Source organism: Halomonas sp. A40-4 (assembly GCF_015767635.1).
GTDB classification, from domain to species: domain Bacteria; phylum Pseudomonadota; class Gammaproteobacteria; order Pseudomonadales; family Halomonadaceae; genus Vreelandella; species Vreelandella janggokensis.
Map to the genome: position 1 here is coordinate 1,866,303 of NZ_CP065230.1, position 18,203 is coordinate 1,884,505.

Genomic DNA, 18,203 nt, shown 5'->3' on the forward strand with positions numbered 1-18,203 from the left:
TGCCAAAAGGATGATGACAATGCGTTTTGCGACTAAATCGGCCATCGCCATCGGATGTGTCAGCCTGTTACCGCTATCATCGGTTAATGCCAATGACCCTGTGGTAGTCTCGTCAAAAATCGACACGGAAGGGTCGGTGCTGGGTGAACTGATCATACAGACGCTGGAGCGTAACGATATCCCCACTGAAGACCGCCTGCAGTTGGGCGGCACCAGTGTTGTACGTAGCGCCCTGCAAGCGGGGGAAATCGACCTTTATCCCGAGTACACCGGCAACGGCGCCTTTTTCTTCGATATGGGCGGCAGCGATGTATGGAACGACCCGGAAAAGGCGTATGAAACTGTCCGTGAGCTCGATGCCGAACAGGGACTGGTGTGGCTAAGTCCGGCGAGTGCCAACAATACCTGGGCCATGAGTGTGCGAAAGGACGTCGCAGAGGCGAATGGCCTGGAAACGCTCGATGACCTGGCGGCTTATCTGGACGAAGGGGGCGAGTTCAAGTTTGCGGCAAGCGCCGAATTTGTTGAATCCGAGCAGGCTCTTCCCGCTTTTCAGCAAGCCTATGGGTTTGAACTCAGCGAAGACCAACTGCTGGTGCTTTCTGGCGGTAACACGGCGGCCACCATGCGGGCAGCCGCCGAGCAGACCAGTGGCGTCAATGCCGCGATGACATACGGTACCGACGGCGGTTTGAATGCGCTGGGGCTCGTGGTGCTTGAAGATTCAAGGGGTGTTCAACCCATTTATCAACCCGCCCCGGTCGTACGCGAAAGCGTATTGGAAGCGTATCCTGATATCGCTCCGTTGCTTGAGAACGTATTCAGCACGCTGGATCTTGAAACGCTGCAAAAACTCAACGCTGACGTGGCAGTGAACGGCATGTCACCCGGTAATGTCGCAGGCGATTACCTCGATAGCCTGGATAACGACTGATAATGGCGTTGCTGGATGCTTTGCCAAGTCCGCGTATGTCTTGGCGACAGTGGCGGCCCAATAGTGTTCTCGTCGTTCTCCTCAGCGTCCTATTGGTGGCCGTTTGGCTGTTCGATGTCGTCAGCGTCTCCCCCAACCGGATCGTCAGCGGCCAGGGAGCTGGTCTGGTTGAAGCCGTGGGCTGGTTGGGGGCATTGCTGGTCAGCGGTGTCATTCTCACCCTGGTGCTGCTGTCTCTCCAGCCTAGTCGACAGAACTATCAGGTTGCCCTGGTAGGTGTCTGTCTATTACTTCTCCTGATGCCGTTTGGTTTGATGGTGGCCAGCGACCGGCTGGTCAGTAGCGATGCGCCACCAGCTCGACTGAATATGGGGATGGCCTATTGGCTGATGCTATCTCTATTATTCCTGTGCTGGATCGAGCTGCGCTTGCGTTTAACGCTGCCACGGCGTTGGACTGTCCTGATGCTTCTGGGCGTCGCGATCGTCTGGTGGCTGTGTGCCATGTGGGCGCTTGAGGCGTTGGCGTTGGGGCAGGAGTTTCGCGCTCGGGACGATGAATTCTGGCGCGCCTTGCGACAACATATATCGCTGGTGAGTGTCGCCGTGGCTATCAGTATTGGATTGGGTCTATCCCTTGCCATGCTGATGCGCCGCTATGCAAACTTTCAGAAAGTCGCCTTTGGGGTGCTCAATTTCCTGCAGACCATTCCGAGTATCGCCCTGTTCGGTTTAATGCTGGGCCCCCTTGCTTGGCTGGCGGCTCAGTGGCCGCTGTTGTCTCAACTGGGAGTCAGTGGTATTGGCTGGGCACCCGCTTTGCTGGCGCTGGTCGCTTACAGTCTACTGCCGATGGTGCGAAACACCTACATTGCCCTTGAGCAAGTCAGTCCTGAAACATTGGAAGCGGCACGCGGGATGGGGATGCGCAATAGCCAGCGCTTCTGGCAGGTACGTTTGCCACTGGCCTTGCCGGTGCTGATTGAGGGTATAAGAATCACATCGGTCCAAGCTATTGGCCTTACGGCGGTTGCTGCCTTGATTGGCGCGGGCGGTCTGGGGGCTTTTATTTTTCAGGGATTGGGGCAGGCAGCGATGGATATGGTGTTACTGGGCGCATTGCCCATTCTGATACTGGCGCTCATAGCAGACGCCGGACTGGGGGCCTTGTCTGATATCCTCCGGCCGAAAAATACCGTGCCGCCTGGAGAAGCCCAATGATCGAACTCGCCCACGTTTCCAAACGTTTTGGCGACGCTGTCGCAGTGGATGACATTTCGCTGCACATCCCAAAAGGCAAGTTTTGTGCGCTTGTGGGTACGTCGGGCTGTGGTAAATCAACCACTTTACGGATGATTAACCGTCTGATCGAGCACAGCGAGGGTGACATCATATTGGATGGTCAACCGATTGCCGCCTATGACCCGGTCAAGTTGCGGCGTCGCATCGGCTATGTGATTCAGCACACAGGATTATTTCCCCACTGGACGGTGGCTCGCAATATTGGCCTCGTTCCACGCCTGCTTAAATGGTCCGCCGCAGAGGTTCAGGCAAAAGTTGACGAGCTGATGAACCTGCTGGGTTTGCCGAAAGATGAATTCGCCCATAAATACCCTCATCAGCTGTCGGGCGGGCAGGCGCAGCGTGTCGGGGTGGCGCGGGCGCTGGCTGCTGACCCTGATATTTTGCTGATGGATGAACCCTTTGGCGCACTGGATCCGATTACCCGTGAAAAGCTTCAGGATGAACTTGCCAGGCTCCAGGCAAAGATGCATAAAACGGTGGTGTTTGTTACCCATGACATGGATGAAGCGCTAAAGCTGGCGGATCATCTGGTCGTGATGCGTGAAGGCCATATTGTTCAGCAGGGCACGCCACTGGCACTGCTTCAGCATCCGCAGGATCCGTTTGTGGAATCGTTGCTCGGCGGACTTGAGCGCGGGCTGAAGCAGGCGGCATTGACCCGGGTAAAGGACCATATGGCCCCGATGGGACCAACATTACCTGCTCAATCGAGAATTCCCGCGGCGTTTTCCCTGCGCCAGGGGCTTTCCATGATGCTGCGTGACCATACGGATCGCCTTACCGTCGTGGACCAACACGACGTGCCGGTAGGCGAGCTCACACTGCGCAAAATCGTCAAGGAAGCCCAACCGGAACAAGGAAAAGTGCGTGAGTCATAATGCCTTGGGCCGTTCGCTGACGGCGCGCGGCGCTAACCCGGTGATGTGGCCGGCTATCTGGCTGGTGCTTTTAATGGTGTGTGTCTGGGGATTTCCTTACGCTGACGGTGTGCTACGCGTGATAGAGCCGGATGCCCGTCAGGTTGTCTATCAACGCGCCAGCTTAGCGTCGCTGTTGGTGCAGCACCTCCTTGTGGTCAGCGCGGCCGCCGTGATTACCACGGCGAGTGGCGTGTTGGCGGCGATTGTCGTGACAAGGGAATGGGGACGTAATTTTTTACCTCTGGTGGCGCAAGTCGCCTCACTGGGTCAGACCTTTCCACCGGTTGCCGTGCTGGCGCTGGCGGTACCGGCATTAGGTTTTGGCACACTGCCGATCATTGTTGCGCTGGTGCTGTATGGCGCGCTACCCATCGTTCGAAATACACTAGGCGGCATACAGGGCGTTGATAAAGAGGTTAAAAGCGCCTCCGCCGCGATGGGCATGACGGGCTGGCAAACCCTTTGTCAGGTGGAGTTGCCCCTGGCGGCCCCAGTCATACTGGCCGGCATTCGGACCTCCATCACCATCAATATCTCGACCGCCGCGATCGGCGCCACCGTCGGTGCGAGCAATCTGGGTGACCCCATCATTGCCGGTATTGTGAACGGAAACATGGCTTATATCATTCAGGGGGCGCTGACCATCGCGTTGCTGGCGTTGACCGTCGATAGCCTGTTCGAGCGTCTTCAGGAACGGCTACGTTCGCGCTTTTATACCTCTTAAGTCGAATCCCTAAAGTGTCTCAGCTGCGTTACTGTCGCAGGTGTTGCGTTGACCAATGTCAGATAAATCCACTGGCATAAAAGGTCATCACCGACAACACTGCCCTCAAAAGGGGTACGACAAGGACAATAATGATGACACAGCATGCACACCAGCCTGTCTTCCTGACAGGCGATGAATTTTCGATTCCCACCTTCAGTTTGCTGAGCCCCGAGGGCGAACTCTACAGCGAAGCTGATGCCCCGACGCTTGAAAAAGACCATGCCCGGCGCATTTATCATGCGATGCTGGCAACGCGTATTCTCGATGAGCGTATGTTGGCGGCCCAGCGTCAGGGACGGCTGTCTTTCTACATGCAATGCACCGGCGAAGAAGCCGCCGTGGTAGGCGCCACTGCGGCGCTCGACGATGCCGACATGATCATGGCGCAGTATCGCGAGCAGGGTGCCTTGATGTACCGCGGGTTTTCCATTGATGAATTCATGAATCAGCTATTCGGCAACGAGCTGGACTATGGCAAAGGCCGCCAGATGCCGATTCACTATGGGTCGCGAAAGCTCCACTACATGACCATTTCCTCGCCGCTTGCTACCCAGATTCCCCAGGCGACAGGCTATGCCTATGGTCAGAAAATGGCGGGCGATGGGCACTGTACCCTAACGTTCTTTGGTGAAGGGGCGGCTTCTGAAGGCGACTTTCATGCGGCGCTGAATATGGCCTCGGTCCACCAGGTCCCGGTGATCTTTTTCTGCCGCAACAATGGCTACGCGATTTCGACGCCGGCGGTAGAGCAGTTTGCAGCCGACGGTATCGCCCCCCGGGCTTTTGGTTATCACATGCATGTGATCCGTGTGGATGGCAACGACATACTGGCGGTCTATGAAGCCACGCGACAGGCTCGTGAAATCGCCGTTGAACGCAATCAACCCGTGCTGATAGAAGCGATGACGTATCGGCTGGCCGCGCATTCCTCTTCCGATGACCCGTCGGGTTATCGTTCCAAAAATGAGGAAGAGGCCTGGCGTATCAAAGACCCACTGTTGCGCATGCAGAAGTGGCTGTTGGCCAAAGGCTGGTGGAGCGAAGACGAAGAGGCCAGCGAGCAGGAACGTCTGCGTCGTGAAGTGTTGGACACCATGAAGCGCGCCGAAAAGCGCTCGCCTCCGCCCCTGGACTCCCTGATCAGCGATGTCTATGCGGATGTCACCCCGGCGTTGCAGCAGCAGTTCGACCAGCTCAAGCAGCATATCCGCCGCTACCCGGAGGCTTACCCGCGTGGGGCCAAGTCATTGGATCTGAGTGTGAGCACCGATGCCGACTCCCAGGGGGGCGAATAAAATGCCGACAATGAATATGCTTCAGGCAATTAATAACGCCCTCGACATTGCCATGGCGGAAGACGAAAAAGTCATCTGTTTTGGTGAAGATGTGGGGATTTTTGGCGGCGTCTTTCGTGCCACCAGCCACCTGCAGGAAAAATATGGCAAGGCCCGCTGTTTTAATACCCCTTTGGTAGAGCAGGGTATCATTGGCTTTGCCAATGGCTTGGCTGCTCAGGGATCGGTTCCAGTCGCTGAAATTCAGTTTGCCGATTATATTTTTCCCGCCTTCGATCAAATCGTTAACGAAACCGCCAAATTCCGCTATCGCTCGGGCGATTTGTTTAACGTCGGCGGCCTGACCATTCGGACGCCTTACGGCGGTGGGATTTCCGGTGGCCTTTATCACTCACAATCCCCCGAGGCCTACTTCACCCATACACCTGGGTTAAAGGTTGTGGTGCCCCGCAACCCCTATCAGGCCAAGGGGCTACTACTGGCGTCCATTCGTGACCCGGATCCGGTGCTGTTTCTAGAACCCAAGCGGCTTTACCGCGCGTCAGTCGGCGAGGTACCGGAAGACGATTACCAGCTTCCCATCGGCGAGGCCGAGATCACCAAGGAAGGCAGCGATATTACCCTGGTCGGTTGGGGCGCGCAGATGGAAGTGATTGGCAAAGCGGTGGAGTTGGCAGAGGAGCAGGGCATTAACTGCGAAGTCATCGACCTGCGCTCGCTATTGCCCTGGGATGCAGATACGGTCGCCGAGTCCGTTCTCAAGACAGGTCGGTTAGTGGTCAGCCATGAAGCGCCGTTGACCGGTGGTTTCGCCGGTGAAATTGCCGCGACGATTCAGGCGCGTTGTTTTCTCTACCTGGAATCGCCCATTGCACGGGTGACCGGGCTGGATACGCCTTTCCCGCTGGTGCTGGAAAAAGAGTATCTACCCGACCACCTGAAAATCTTTGAAGCGATTCGTGAAAGCGTTAATTTTTGACGCCAGAGGAGAACAACAATGAGCGATTTTATGTTGCCGGATATCGGCGAAGGTATCGTCGAGTGTGAAGTGGTCGAATGGCGCGTCGCTGAAGGCGACCGGATTGAAGAAGATCAGCCTATTGTCGAGGTCATGACCGACAAGGCGCTGGTGGAAATCACCGCCCATGAGGCAGGCGTGGTCACTAAACTGTATGTCGATCAGGGGCAAATTGCCAAGGTCCATGCCCCCCTTTATGCCTACCAGGCTGAGGGTGAAGATGCTGATGAGGCAAAGGTATTGAATGATAGCTCAGAAGCGTCGTCGTCCAGTCAGCCCCCGGCTGCTGAAAAACAGGCGGAAACTCAGCCGTCACCCTCAACCCCATCGGTTGTTACTCAGGGGAAAGTGCCTGCCAGCCCCGCCGTCAGACGACTGGTCAGAGAGCATCAGTTGCAGCTCACGGATATCGCGGGAAGCGGCAAAGACGGCCGAGTCCTCAAAGAAGACGTCCTGGCGCATCTTGATCAACCTGCAGAGACCGTTTCGATGGCTTCTTCATCACGAGGGAGTGGTGAAGTGAGCCGGGTCGAGCCACTGCGTGGTATGCGGGCGATGATGGCCAAGCGCATGGTGGAATCGGCCAGCACGATTCCGCATTTTCATTACGGTGAGGAAATCGACGCGACGCAGCTTCTCGCCATGCGGGAACGCTTGAAACCGGTAGCAGAAGCCCAGGGGGAGCGCTTGACGCTGATGTCTTTCTTCATGAAAGCGATGGCATTGGCGATTGCCCAAACACCGATTATCAATGCCCAGCTCAATCAAGCAGGCGACGAGCTGCGCTACTACTCTCATTGCAATATCGGCATGGCCGTGGACAGCAAGGCTGGCTTGCTGGTGCCCAATGTCAAAGGTGTCGAGCGATTGACGCTCCTGGAGATTGCCAGGGAAGTTGGTCGTTTAACCCATGCGGCCAGAGAAGGGCGGGTTGATCAGGCGGATCTCAAGGGTGGCACCATCAGCATTTCCAACATTGGGGCGCTGGGCGGCACCTACGCGGCGCCGATCATTAATGCCCCGGAAGCCGCCATCGTGGCGATTGGCAAAACCCAGTGGCTGCCGCGTTTTGATGATCAGGGCGAGGTCCAGCGGCGTGCGATCATGACGATTACCTGGGCGGGGGATCACCGTTTTATCGACGGCGGTACGATCGCGCGCTTCTGTAATACCTGGAAGGGCTTTCTGGAAGCCCCAGATAGCATGTTGTTGCATCTGGGATAACGCAGGCACCCCATGGCTCAGGCACCCCTTCAGCAGTTTTATATACCCGAGGAGCAGTCGGTATACCTGCTGAGCCACCACGATGCCCGCAAGCTCAAGGACTGGGTGGCGCTGTGCCAGGAGCAGCTCTCCCAGTTGGGCTACCGGGACATCGAACTGATCGGTAAGGGTGCCTACGGTTTCGTTTTTGCCGGTAGTGCGCCGATCCAGGGAGCGACGGCGCACTACGTTTTCAAGTTCTCGCGCATTACCCTGCCTATTCACCTCCAGGAACGCCTCGAAGAAGAGGCGTTCATGCTGGAGCAGGTGTCGCACCCGCTCATTCCCAGGTTGATTACCTACCAGCGCGCGCGGGGGCAATCGATTCTGGTCATGGAGCGCGCGCCCGGCTTGAATCTTGAACAGGTATCGCTCAAGGAGGGGCGCCTGTCACCCCGTCTGATCGTCCGCATCGCCGCTCAGTTAGCCGATATCCTCATGGCGTTACGCAGAGAGTCCGGACCCAAGGCGCGACCTGTCGTCCACGGTGATATCAAACCCTCCAATCTGGTCTTTGACCCGACTGACGAGTCCATCGCCTTGATCGATTGGGGCTCATCCGTCTTTGCCCAGCTCGATGCCCAATTGCAGTTCGTTGGTGCCAATGTGATGGAGTTGATGTCGGATAACCTGCAACAGACCAATGCGCGACTGGGCGATGTCTATTTTATCGGCGAGGAACAGCTCAATGGAGCACTTTCGTCGCCACGCTTTGACGAGCAGGGCGTGGCGGGCACCTTGTATGCCTTGGCGTCTGCCCAGTCGTGCCGCTTTGGTCATCGCGCGATTCCTGCCAGTTCGCTGGGGCTTCCCATGGAGTTTGCCCGAACGCTGGACGCTATGCTCGACCCAGATCCTCAAATACGCCGCAAAGCGGGTGACTATTTTTTGCGCGCCATGCCCCGGATGGCCCGCGTGGTGATGCTGGACCTGCCGGGTAGCGTTCAATCACCGCTGGTACCGGTATGGGGGCGTCCGGCTGAACAGGAAATTGACACCGTGGTGTACAGTTCTCGCAAGGCGTTTCTGCGTGAAGCCAATGCCCCTGAAACCCTCAACGACGTTAACGATGTGCAGCTGGATCGCTATTACAAACAGTTCATGCAGGGGATGGGAGAAACTGAAAAAGCCTTTCTGGCCTCGGTGAGCCGTCTGGGCAAGTACCCGGTTGTAGGCGGTCTGGCGGTACGCTGGGAGCGCGACGGGGTCTATATCGATTCGTCGTTGAACCTGCACGACCCGGCATTGAAGCCTGCGTTTATCGAAGCGGTCAATAACATGGTGCACCTGGCGCGGGCGATCCATCGCCAAGGGGTATTCAAGAGCTGTCTGTTTAACGCCCGTCAAACGTTGCATCTGGAGCGGGGTTCAGCGTCAGAGGCTTTTGATTGCGAACCCGGCATGGCGATCAGCTATGAAATGAGCGCCGTTCCGGAACTTGAGGACCGTACTCGTCAGCATAGCTACTTCGAGGATGGTCCCGATCCCGAAGAGCTATTAGCATTGCCAGAATCGATCATGCAGGTGCTCAAACAGCTTAACGAGATTCATCACACCGGCATGATCATTTTTGAAGCGCTGCCCAAGCACCTCAAGATTCACAGCTACTATCGTCTTCTCGACCCTTCCAGGGAGGGCGAATTTCGTGCGTTGCTGGTGAAAATGCTCGCATCAGTCAGCCAAATTGAAGGTCTGGGGGTCTCTGGATTCATGAAAATGCCTTACAAAGATACCCGCTACTTTACGCACCTTGAAAGCCAGCCCGAACGATACTACCCGCGTGACCCCCGGGACTATATCAGGAAACATGGCCAATAAAGGCAGACCATTTTTGCAGGTGTTACCGGGAGAATTCCCGCCATGCCGCGTAAGTACTGAGAAAGACGCGACCGGTGAGCGCCTCAAGAAAGTCACTTTTCTTGAGCTGATCCATCACAGGGCCTTTTACCTCTGAAAGGTGCAGTTTGACACTTGCGTCCTTGAGGCGGGCATTGATGGCGTCGAGGCTTTCCAGTGCTGATGCATCAATCAGGTTAACGGCTGAGCAAATCAATACCACGTGTTCCAGTTCGGGACGGCTGGCCACCAGGTTATACAGCGTATCTTCCAGATAGCGCGCATTGGCGAAGTACAGGCTTTCATCAATTCGCAGTAGTGCGACACGGCTGACAGTCTCGACATCGTGACGGGTAATGTTACGGAAGTGTTCGGTGCCAGGAACGCGCCCGACAAGCGCGCTGTGCGGGCGACTGGTACGATATAGATAAAGTGCAATGGAAAGGGTCACGCCCCCCAGAATACCCGCCTCGATTCCCTCGACAAGCGTCAGGATGATGGTAAGCGCCATGGCTGAGAAATCACTGCGGGAATAGCGCCACGTCTGGCGCAGCATGGGGATATCTACCAGGGTCAGGATAGACACGGTAATCGTCGCTGCCAGGGTGGCAATTGGCAGGTAGTAAAGCCATCCCGTAAACGCCATCGTCACCAGCGCAATGCCCAGCGCGGCAAAAGCACCGGCAGCTGGCGTCTGAGCGCCCGCATCAAAGTTAATCACCGTGCGTGACAGGCCGCCGGTCACCGGCATGCCATGGGTAACGGCCGCGGCCAGGTTGGTTGCGCCCAGGCCAATCAATTCCTGATTGGGGGAAATGCGCTGGCGCCGTTTGGCCGCCAGCATCTGCCCCATCGACACCGACTCGACAAAACCGACCAGGCTGATGAGCAAGGCCGGAATGAATAGCGCTTTCCATAACGAGGCATCAGCCCACGGCAGGCTGAAAGCGGGAAGCCCAGACGGCACGTCGCCGACGACATTGACGCCCTGATCAGCAAGCCCCCAGTACCAGGTGGCAAGGGTGGTAGCAACCACGGCGATCACCGGCCCTGCCTTGGCGACCAGGTCGGCAGCACTATTGGGTAGCCCCAGGCGCTTGAGTGTCGATTTCCCATGTCGACGAAGCCATACCAAAAACACCAGTGTGCCAAGCCCCAAAAGGCAGGTGGGCACGTTGAGGGCATCCAAGTTGGGGATGAGCGTCATCAAACGCTCCACCAGAGTGAAACCGCTGCTTTCGATCCCCAACAGACTGCCAAGCTGACTGACCGCAATCAGAATACCTGAGGCCGTTAGAAAACCTGAAATGACCGGGTGGCTCAAGAAATTGCTAAAAAAGCCCATTTTCAGCAGCCCCATGGCGACCAGCATGCCCCCCGAAAGCATCGACAGCACCAAGGCGGCTTCCAGGTAGGCATCAGATCCTGGAGAGGCAACCGATGAAAGGGCAGCCCCGGTCATTAGCGCAATAATCGCCACAGGGCCCACAGCCAGGGTACGGCTGGTACCAAACAGGGTATATACCAGCTGCGGTAAAATACTGGCGTAAAGGCCCACCACGGCCGGAAGTCCTGCGAGAAGGGCATAGGCAAGCGACTGCGGTATGACCATGACGGTGACAATCAAGCCGGCAAGTAAATCTGCTCCCAGTAACCGCTTATGGTAGTAAGGCAGCCAGGACAGAATGGGCAAGTAGCGCTTTAGCATGGGCTCCCGGGGCGATCCGCCTCAATTCTTCGGATTGATAAGCTGTGTCAGAGCTTAACGCGAATGTAGGTCATTATATTAACAAGTTATAAGTCAAATTACGGCACCCTGCGGTAATTTCATCTTCAGAGGGGCGTCCTTCCCCCAAAGTGTTACTTATTTAATCCTCATTAATTAGTAAGCTTACGATAAGTCTAATGGAAGACTTAGGGCCTCATTACCACTTTAATAACAAGAGAACTGACTATGCGTGTCATTCAATGGGCGGTTCCCATCGTGCTCTTGGCACTGGCGGGTTGGCTAGTGTCTTTCAGTACATTTGGGGGATATGTAGCGGTGGGGTTGGCGGCTCTTGCGGGGGGGCTGAGTGTTTTGATGGCCTGGGGAGCGCTATACCAGGCAGATCAGCAGTCGTTGGAGAGCAGGCGACCTGTCAATCGGTTAATGGCCGATTATGCGTCGCTACGCGCCATGGCGTTTAGGTTAATGAAGCGCGCCAGCAGCACCGCGATCGCCTCGGCAGAAGTTTCACACTACGCAGATTTGATGGATCAGCGTCTCACTAAACAGGAAAGAATGGCTCGGGAGTCGTCAGCCAGCATGGGGGCTATCAATACGGCTATCATGCAGGTCAGTGCCAGCGCCTCTCAGGTTGCCACGCTCGCTGAAAGCGCCCGCGAAGCCAGTCATCACAATCAGGAAGCACTCACCGATATCATCCAGGAAATGAGCGATGTGTCCGAACAGTCCCAGCAAGCGCTGGAAATGCTGACCGCGCTTAACGACAAGATCGAGCGTGTGCGCAACGTCACCTCAATGATTGAAGACATTGCCGAACAAACGCATCTGTTATCGCTCAATGCCTCCATTGAGGCCGCACGGGCAGGCGAGCACGGACGAGGGTTTGCTGTCGTGGCCGGCGAGGTTCGCAACCTGGCACACAAGACCTCCACGGCGACCCAAAGCGTGGATGAGCTCGTCAAGGATATGCATCTGAGCGGGCAAAACGTGGTGTCATCGATGGGTAGCCTGATGAGTCGAATCAGCCACCGGTCCGCTGACATGCAGCACGTCGGTACCAGTCTGGGCACCATTACCCAAGAATTTGATCAAGTGCAAAGTGAAATCAGCAGCGTTGCGGACGCCATCGATAATACCCGTCAGCATAGCCAGACCGTGGCCGATACTTTGCACGAGCTGGAAGCAGACGTTGATGAAGGCAACCGCGACATGCACGACCTGGCGAATCAGGCCCGTGCGCTGATGGAAGCGGCAGAAGGTGTTGATGGCGAGCTGGCGCAACAGCGGCTCAACGGTCGTCATCAACAAGTTTTTCATGCGGCGCGGAAAGCCGCCGACCGGTTGGGCAAACTGTTTGAGAACGCCCTCAAACGCGGCGAATTAAGCGAAGCGGCGTTGTTCCAGCCCAGCTATCAGCAGATCCCCGATACTCGGCCACCGCTGTATCGAACGTCGTTCGATGACTTTACCGATAAATATCTGCCCGATATCCAGGAACCGTTACTTACCCAACTTGAGTTGAGCTACGCGATTACCTGCGATAAGAAAGGCTATGTGCCCACCCACAATCAAGCCGTGAGCCGTGCGCCCACTGGCGACTTTGAACACGACTTAAAATTCTGTCGCAGCAAGCGTATCTTCGACGACCCGACGGGGCGCCGCTGTGGTGCACACGAAAAGCCACTGCTACTCCAAACCTATAAGCGTGATACGGGCGAGATCATGCATGACCTGTCAGTACCCATCTATATCAATGGCCGACACTGGGGTGGTTTCCGTATCGGCTATCAGCCAGAGCGCGAACCGGTTTCTCAGGCTCTGGACCATCAAGACGATGTGCCCGCGCTACCTGGCCGACAGCTGGCCGGGACGTGATTGCCAGGCAGACCAAGAGTAAAGTGCCAGCCCTGTCCAGATCATGATAAACGTCACCAACTGGATAGGGCTGAGAGGTTCTCCAAAAACAGCCAGGGCGATTAAAAACTGGATACTGGGGTTGATGTACATCAGAAACCCAAGCGTCGCGAGGCGCAAACGCCTCGCAGCGCCCGCAAAAGCCATGAGCGGGAGGGCCGTAATGACCCCGCTGGCGATCAACAGGGCCGTTGTCTGGGTGTCGCCTAAAAAGTGGGATGTTCCTTTCCAGCTAAAGCCTGCCAATGCGATCAGCGCAACAGGGAATAGCAACAACGTCTCAACAAAAAGCCCCGACAGGCCATCAAGCGGGACCTGTTTGCGAAACAGGCCATAACTTCCAAAGCTCAGTGCCAGCAGTAGACTGATCCATGGCAATTCCCCCAACATGAAAAACTGAATGGCGATCGCCAGGCTGGCCAACCCCAGTGCCACCAGTTGCAACCGTGCCATCACTTCACGCAGTACCAGCATGCCCAGCGCCACATTGACCAGCGGGGTTAAAAAATAACCTAAACTGGCCTGTAATACTTGGCGGGTTTCAACCGCGTAGATGTACATTCCCCAATTGAACCCAATCAGCAAGGCGCAGGCGAGAACACGGCCGAGACGCCTGGGCTCCACCAGGGCGGCGACAACCGGCGGCCAGCGGCGTAGGAGGGTAATAAGGCCCACCAGGAAAAGACATGACCACAAAATGCGGTGAACCAGTATCTCGACCGCCGGTACGCCATCAAACAGCGCAAAAAAAAGCGGGAAGCATCCCCACATGGTATAGGCCGTCAAACCAAAGGTGACCCCTTTGACGGCTTCGGGATCGCGTGGTGGAGTGGGATGCATAGCAGCCTCATTATTTAAAAATGCTAATCTAACACAAACGCGACAACATGAACGGCGTAAAGGAGTGATTCGATGAGCCAACTCAGAACCAGCCTGGTGCAGTGCGATCTGCGCTGGGAAAACCCGGAAGCCAACCACACCCACCTTGAGAAGCTGCTGGGTGATCTAGATAACAGGGAAACTGATCTGATCGTATTGCCCGAAATGTTTGCCACCGGGTTTACGATGAACTCCCGTGAGATGGCACAGCCCATGGACGAAAGCCAAAGTGTTGCCTGGATGAAGCATCAGGCCCGGTCACGTCAGTGCGTCATGACCGGGAGTGTGGCCATCCAGCATGAGGGTGAGTTCTACAACCGGCTGATCTGGGCCATGCCGGATGGGGAACTGACCTATTACGACAAGCGACACCTGTTTCGCATGGCCGGTGAACATGAGCGTTATGACATGGGGGAGCGTCGTGAAATTGTCGAATTGAACGGTTTCAAAATACTGCTCACGGTCTGCTACGACTTGAGATTTCCGGTTTGGCTGCGCCAGCAACCGGCACAAGGCGAACATTTCGAGTATGATGCGCTGCTGTGCGTGGCCAACTGGCCCGCACCTCGCCGTCAACCCTGGCGCACCTTGCTTCAGGCCCGGGCGATTGAAAACCTGACCTACGTGATTGGCGTCAATCGCGTGGGCGAAGATGCCAAAGGCCTGGCGTACAGCGGCGACTCCATGCTGGTTGATTTCAAAGGCGAGCCACTTATCGACCATTCAGCGCATACGCCGTTTGTGGAAACGGGATGCCTCAATAAAACGGATCTAGATGCTTTTCGAGAAAAATTTCCTGCCTGGCAAGACGCCGATCGATTTTCATTACTCCCAGGAGTCGGCCAATAATGCGTCTTGATCGCTTTTTAAGTGAAACGACCCCGTTAACGCGCAGCCTGGCTAAGCGCGCGCTAAAAAACGGTGAGGTTACCTTGAACGGCGAGCCGATCAAGCAGGCAGCAACGCATATTGATACGCAAGAAGACGTGGTGCTGCTTAACGGCGCGCGTCTGGCGCTGGTAGGGCTACGCTATATCATGCTGAACAAGCCTGCCGATGTGGAGTGCACCGCCAGGCGAGGGCTTTACCCCAGGGTCATCGACCTGATTGACCTTCCCAAGGCGGAGCGATTACAACCGGTCGGTCGTCTTGATGTCGATACTACGGGTCTATTGCTGCTTACCGACGATGGCCAGTGGTCGCATCGTGTGACGTCACCGCGCCATCGCTGCGCCAAGGTGTATGTGGCTGAGCTTGCTGAGCCCATGGAAGGTGATATGGCCGAGTGGGCCATCAACCAGGTGGCAGAAGGCATCATGCTCGATGGTGAAGAAACGCCGACCCAGCCAGCAACGCTGCGTTTTATATCACCGCGCCAGGCCGAGTTGACCATCACGGAAGGCCGCTATCATCAGGTCAAGCGCATGTTTGTAGCGTTAGGCAATCACGTAGATGCGCTGCATCGACGTTCCATTGGCGATATTGAGCTGACTGATGCCCTTGCGCCAGGCGAATGGCGTGAACTGACCCCGGAAGAAATCGCCAGCTTTTAATTGCCCACGAACGCCCTGAGCTTACGCACACCGATATGGCTCAGGCGCGTTTCATTTTACTATCATTTTATACCGTTATCTTTTTTGCCTGGTCTTTGGGCAGACTCGAGATATTCTTGAACAGGCAGCAAATCAGCCCACGAAATCTTTCAGATACGCCGCCGCTATAAGCGATTGGGTATAAGGATGCTGGGGAGAGGCCAGTACATCCAGACAGGATCCTTGCTCGACGACGTCGCCATCTTTCAGCACCATGATGCGATGTGCCATCGCGCGCACCACGGCGAGGTCATGGCTGATAAACAGATAGCTGAGCTGGCGCCGTGCCTGGAGGTCCCTCAGCAGTGTCACCAGCTGCTTTTGAACGGTGCGGTCCAGTGCTGACGTCGGTTCATCCAGCACCAGCAGCTCAGGCTCCAGGATAATGGCTCGCGCGACGGCGATCCGCTGGCGCTGACCACCGGAAAATTCATGCGGGTACCGCGCTGCACAGCTTTCCGGCAGGCCAACTTCTCTCAGCGTTTGATGGACGCGCTCGGTGACTTCCGCATCAGACAGGTGCGGGTAGTGAAACCGCAAACCTTCGCTGACGATATCGAATACCGGCATACGCGGCGACAGTGCGCCATAGGGATCCTGGAAAACCATCTGTAGCCGGTGCCGCTGACGGCGCAAGTCGTTACCCGTCAGCTTGCTCAAGGGGGCATCACCCAGGGTGATATCGCCCTGGCTGGTCACCATCCGCATGATAGCGGAGGCGAGGGTGGTTTTGCCCGAACCTGACTCACCCACAATACCCAAGGTTTCGCCTGGTGCGACGGTGAGGTCAGTGGCTTTGACCGCTTCAAAGGCAGGCGGTTGACGCTTGAACAATCCGGGTTTGGGTCGTTTAAAGCTTACGCTCAACTGTCTGACAGTCAGTAACGGCGAACGCTCGGCAACAGGCGATGGCCTGCCTTCCGGCTCGGCGGCCAGCAGTCGCTGGGTATAATCGCTTTGTGGCCGCTCAAACACCTGCTCGACGGGGCCAGACTCCTGGATTTTACCCTGATACATGACGCACACACGGTCTGCATGACGGCGTACCAGGTTAAGGTCGTGACTGATCAACAGCAGCCCCATGCCGTGCTGGTCGCGCAGCTCTTTCAGCAGGGCCAGAATTTCCTGTTGAACGGTGACGTCCAGTGCGGTGGTGGGCTCGTCGGCGATCAACAGCGATGGGTTATTGGCAATCGCCATGGCGATCATAACCCGTTGACGCTGCCCCCCGGATAGCTGGTGAGGCCATGCATCAAGCAGTTCTTCAGCACGCGGCAGTTTCACTTGTTCAAGCAGGTTTTTGGCCCTTGCTCGGGCGGCTTTTCCACGAAGCCCCTGGTGCAGGCGCAGGGATTCGCCAATCTGCTTACCAATCCGGTGTAGTGGGTTGAGCGATGTCATTGGCTCCTGGAAGACAACGCCTACCGTATTGCCGCGCAGGGCGTTCCACTCGGCATTGCCAAGTGAGTTAAGCGGGGTACCGTTCAGACGTCGTTCGCCGCTTACCCTGGCATTGGCCGGCAACAGATTCATCAATCCGAGCGCCGATACCGATTTGCCTGAGCCGGATTCGCCCACAATGGCCAGCGTCTCGCCTGCATGTAGCTCCAAACTCAGTGACTCGACCACGGTGCTACCATCAAAGGCGATGGTCAGGTTGTCGACGCAAAGTAGCGGCTCAGGCATGGGGCGTTTCCTTAGCAGGCGTTGGTAGCTGCTGAACGTGGCGGGGGTCAAAGGCGTCACGTAGGCCTTCGCCGATAAACACCAGCAGCGAAAGCATAATGGCCAGGGTCATGAAGGCGGTGATGCCCAGCCAGGGTGCGTGCAGGTTGTTTTTGCCCTGAGCGGCAAGCTCGCCCAGTGAAGGCGCTCCCGGTGGTAGTCCAAACCCCAGAAAATCCAACGCGGTCAAGGTGCCAATGGCCCCGGTAAACAGGAAAGGGATGAACGTCAGGGTGGCCACCATGGCATTGGGCAGCACGTGTCGCCACATGATCAGACGCGACGGCAGCCCCATGGCTTTGGCCGCGCGAACGTACTCTAGGTTACGTGCACGCAGGAATTCGGCGCGCACGATGTCCACCAGCCCAAGCCAGGAAAACAGCAGCATGATACCCAGCAGCCACCAGAAACCGGGCTGCACGAAACTGGCGAGAATGATCAGCAGAAACAGTACTGGGAGTCCTGACCATATTTCGGTAATGCGTTGGCCGACAAGGTCCGTCTTGCCGCCAAAATAGCCCTGGACACCCCCCGCAAGCACGCCTAGTACCAATGATCCAGCCGTTAATACCAGGGCAAACGCGACCGAAAGACGAAAGCCGTAAATCACACGCGCAAGCACATCCCGTCCCTGGTCATCGGTGCCCAGCCAGTGGCGACCATCTGGCGGGGCAGGCGACGGGCGGGTCATCTGCATATCCAGGGTCTGGTAAGAAAACGGAATCAGGGGCCACAACGCCCAACCGTTGTTCTCGATCTGCTGCTGGACAAAGGGGTCCAGGTAATCGGTTCGTGTAGGCAAGAAGCCGTCAAATTCCGTTTCGGGGTAGTCGACCAGCAGCGGAACATACCACTGACCATCGTATTGCATGATGATCGGTTTATCGTTGGCGATCAGTTCGGCAAACAGGCTCAACACAAACACGACACCAAACACCCATAATGATACCCAGGCGCGGCGGTTCGACCTGAATGCGGCAAAGCGGCGCCGGGTAATGGGTGAAAATCGAGACGTAGAAACAGTCATG

General features: G+C 56.5%; 15 protein-coding genes. 11 read left to right on the forward strand and 4 right to left on the reverse strand.

The window, feature by feature from the left end; translation table 11 throughout:
- The first annotated feature begins 19 nt into the window (after positions 1-19).
- The 8 genes from osmF (at position 20) to IT895_RS08795 (ending at position 9,318) form a co-directional block, all read left to right on the forward strand.
- Positions 20-934, forward strand: a complete 915-nt coding sequence (osmF, locus tag IT895_RS08760) for a glycine betaine ABC transporter substrate-binding protein OsmF (protein WP_085918628.1) — start codon at positions 20-22, stop codon at positions 932-934.
- Positions 935-936: 2 nt separating this feature from the next.
- Complete coding sequence (locus IT895_RS08765) at positions 937-2,154, forward strand: ABC transporter permease (protein WP_085918627.1); 1,218 nt, start codon at positions 937-939, stop codon at positions 2,152-2,154.
- Positions 2,151-3,116, forward strand: coding sequence for an ABC transporter ATP-binding protein (locus IT895_RS08770; RefSeq protein WP_085918626.1), 966 nt, complete (start codon positions 2,151-2,153; stop codon positions 3,114-3,116). Before IT895_RS08765 ends, IT895_RS08770 begins: the two co-directional genes overlap by 4 nt.
- Before the next feature lie 43 nt (positions 3,117-3,159).
- Entirely contained in the window at positions 3,160-3,882 is a 723-nt protein-coding gene (locus tag IT895_RS08775; protein ID WP_085918661.1) for an ABC transporter permease, read from the forward strand.
- A gap of 134 nt (positions 3,883-4,016) precedes the next feature.
- Positions 4,017-5,219, forward strand: a complete 1,203-nt coding sequence (locus IT895_RS08780) for a thiamine pyrophosphate-dependent dehydrogenase E1 component subunit alpha (RefSeq protein WP_085918625.1) — start codon at positions 4,017-4,019, stop codon at positions 5,217-5,219.
- Between the two features lies 1 nt (position 5,220).
- Entirely contained in the window at positions 5,221-6,198 is a 978-nt protein-coding gene (locus IT895_RS08785; protein ID WP_066317536.1) for an alpha-ketoacid dehydrogenase subunit beta, read from the forward strand.
- An 18-nt stretch (positions 6,199-6,216) separates the two neighbouring features.
- Positions 6,217-7,461: a 2-oxo acid dehydrogenase subunit E2 gene (locus IT895_RS08790; RefSeq protein ID WP_199285283.1), complete on the forward strand. Its 1,245-nt coding sequence runs from the start codon at positions 6,217-6,219 to the stop codon at positions 7,459-7,461.
- A 12-nt stretch (positions 7,462-7,473) separates the two neighbouring features.
- Positions 7,474-9,318, forward strand: a complete 1,845-nt coding sequence (locus IT895_RS08795; protein WP_199285284.1) for a protein kinase domain-containing protein — start codon at positions 7,474-7,476, stop codon at positions 9,316-9,318.
- 22 nt (positions 9,319-9,340) lie between these two features.
- Here IT895_RS08795 and IT895_RS08800 read toward each other — a convergent pair whose 3' ends face one another.
- Positions 9,341-11,044 (reverse strand): SulP family inorganic anion transporter, encoded by a 1,704-nt coding sequence (locus IT895_RS08800; RefSeq protein WP_085918622.1) that lies wholly within the window; start codon positions 11,042-11,044, stop codon positions 9,341-9,343.
- 246 nt (positions 11,045-11,290) lie between these two features.
- Between IT895_RS08800 and IT895_RS08805 the strand changes: the two genes are divergently transcribed.
- Positions 11,291-12,940, forward strand: a complete 1,650-nt coding sequence (locus tag IT895_RS08805; protein ID WP_199285285.1) for a methyl-accepting chemotaxis protein — start codon at positions 11,291-11,293, stop codon at positions 12,938-12,940.
- On the opposite strand, the gene rarD is transcribed toward IT895_RS08805, so the two are convergent.
- Positions 12,911-13,819, reverse strand: coding sequence for an EamA family transporter RarD (gene rarD / locus IT895_RS08810; RefSeq protein ID WP_199285286.1), 909 nt, complete (start codon positions 13,817-13,819; stop codon positions 12,911-12,913). The genes IT895_RS08805 and rarD overlap by 30 nt on opposite strands.
- Before the next feature lie 72 nt (positions 13,820-13,891).
- Here rarD and IT895_RS08815 point away from each other — a divergent pair, with 72 nt between their 5' ends.
- On the forward strand, positions 13,892-14,707 hold the full coding sequence (locus IT895_RS08815) for an amidohydrolase (protein ID WP_085918619.1): 816 nt from the start codon (positions 13,892-13,894) through the stop codon (positions 14,705-14,707).
- Positions 14,707-15,411: a pseudouridine synthase gene (locus IT895_RS08820; protein ID WP_085918618.1), complete on the forward strand. Its 705-nt coding sequence runs from the start codon at positions 14,707-14,709 to the stop codon at positions 15,409-15,411. Before IT895_RS08815 ends, IT895_RS08820 begins: the two co-directional genes overlap by 1 nt.
- Before the next feature lie 132 nt (positions 15,412-15,543).
- On the opposite strand, the gene IT895_RS08825 is transcribed toward IT895_RS08820, so the two are convergent.
- Together IT895_RS08825 and IT895_RS08830 are read right to left on the reverse strand one after the other, a co-directional pair.
- Positions 15,544-17,136: an ABC transporter ATP-binding protein gene (locus tag IT895_RS08825; protein WP_199285287.1), complete on the reverse strand. Its 1,593-nt coding sequence runs from the start codon at positions 17,134-17,136 to the stop codon at positions 15,544-15,546.
- Complete coding sequence (locus IT895_RS08830; RefSeq protein WP_085918616.1) at positions 17,129-18,202, reverse strand: ABC transporter permease; 1,074 nt, start codon at positions 18,200-18,202, stop codon at positions 17,129-17,131. The genes IT895_RS08825 and IT895_RS08830 overlap by 8 nt, the downstream gene beginning before the upstream one ends.
- Position 18,203 lies beyond the last annotated feature (1 nt).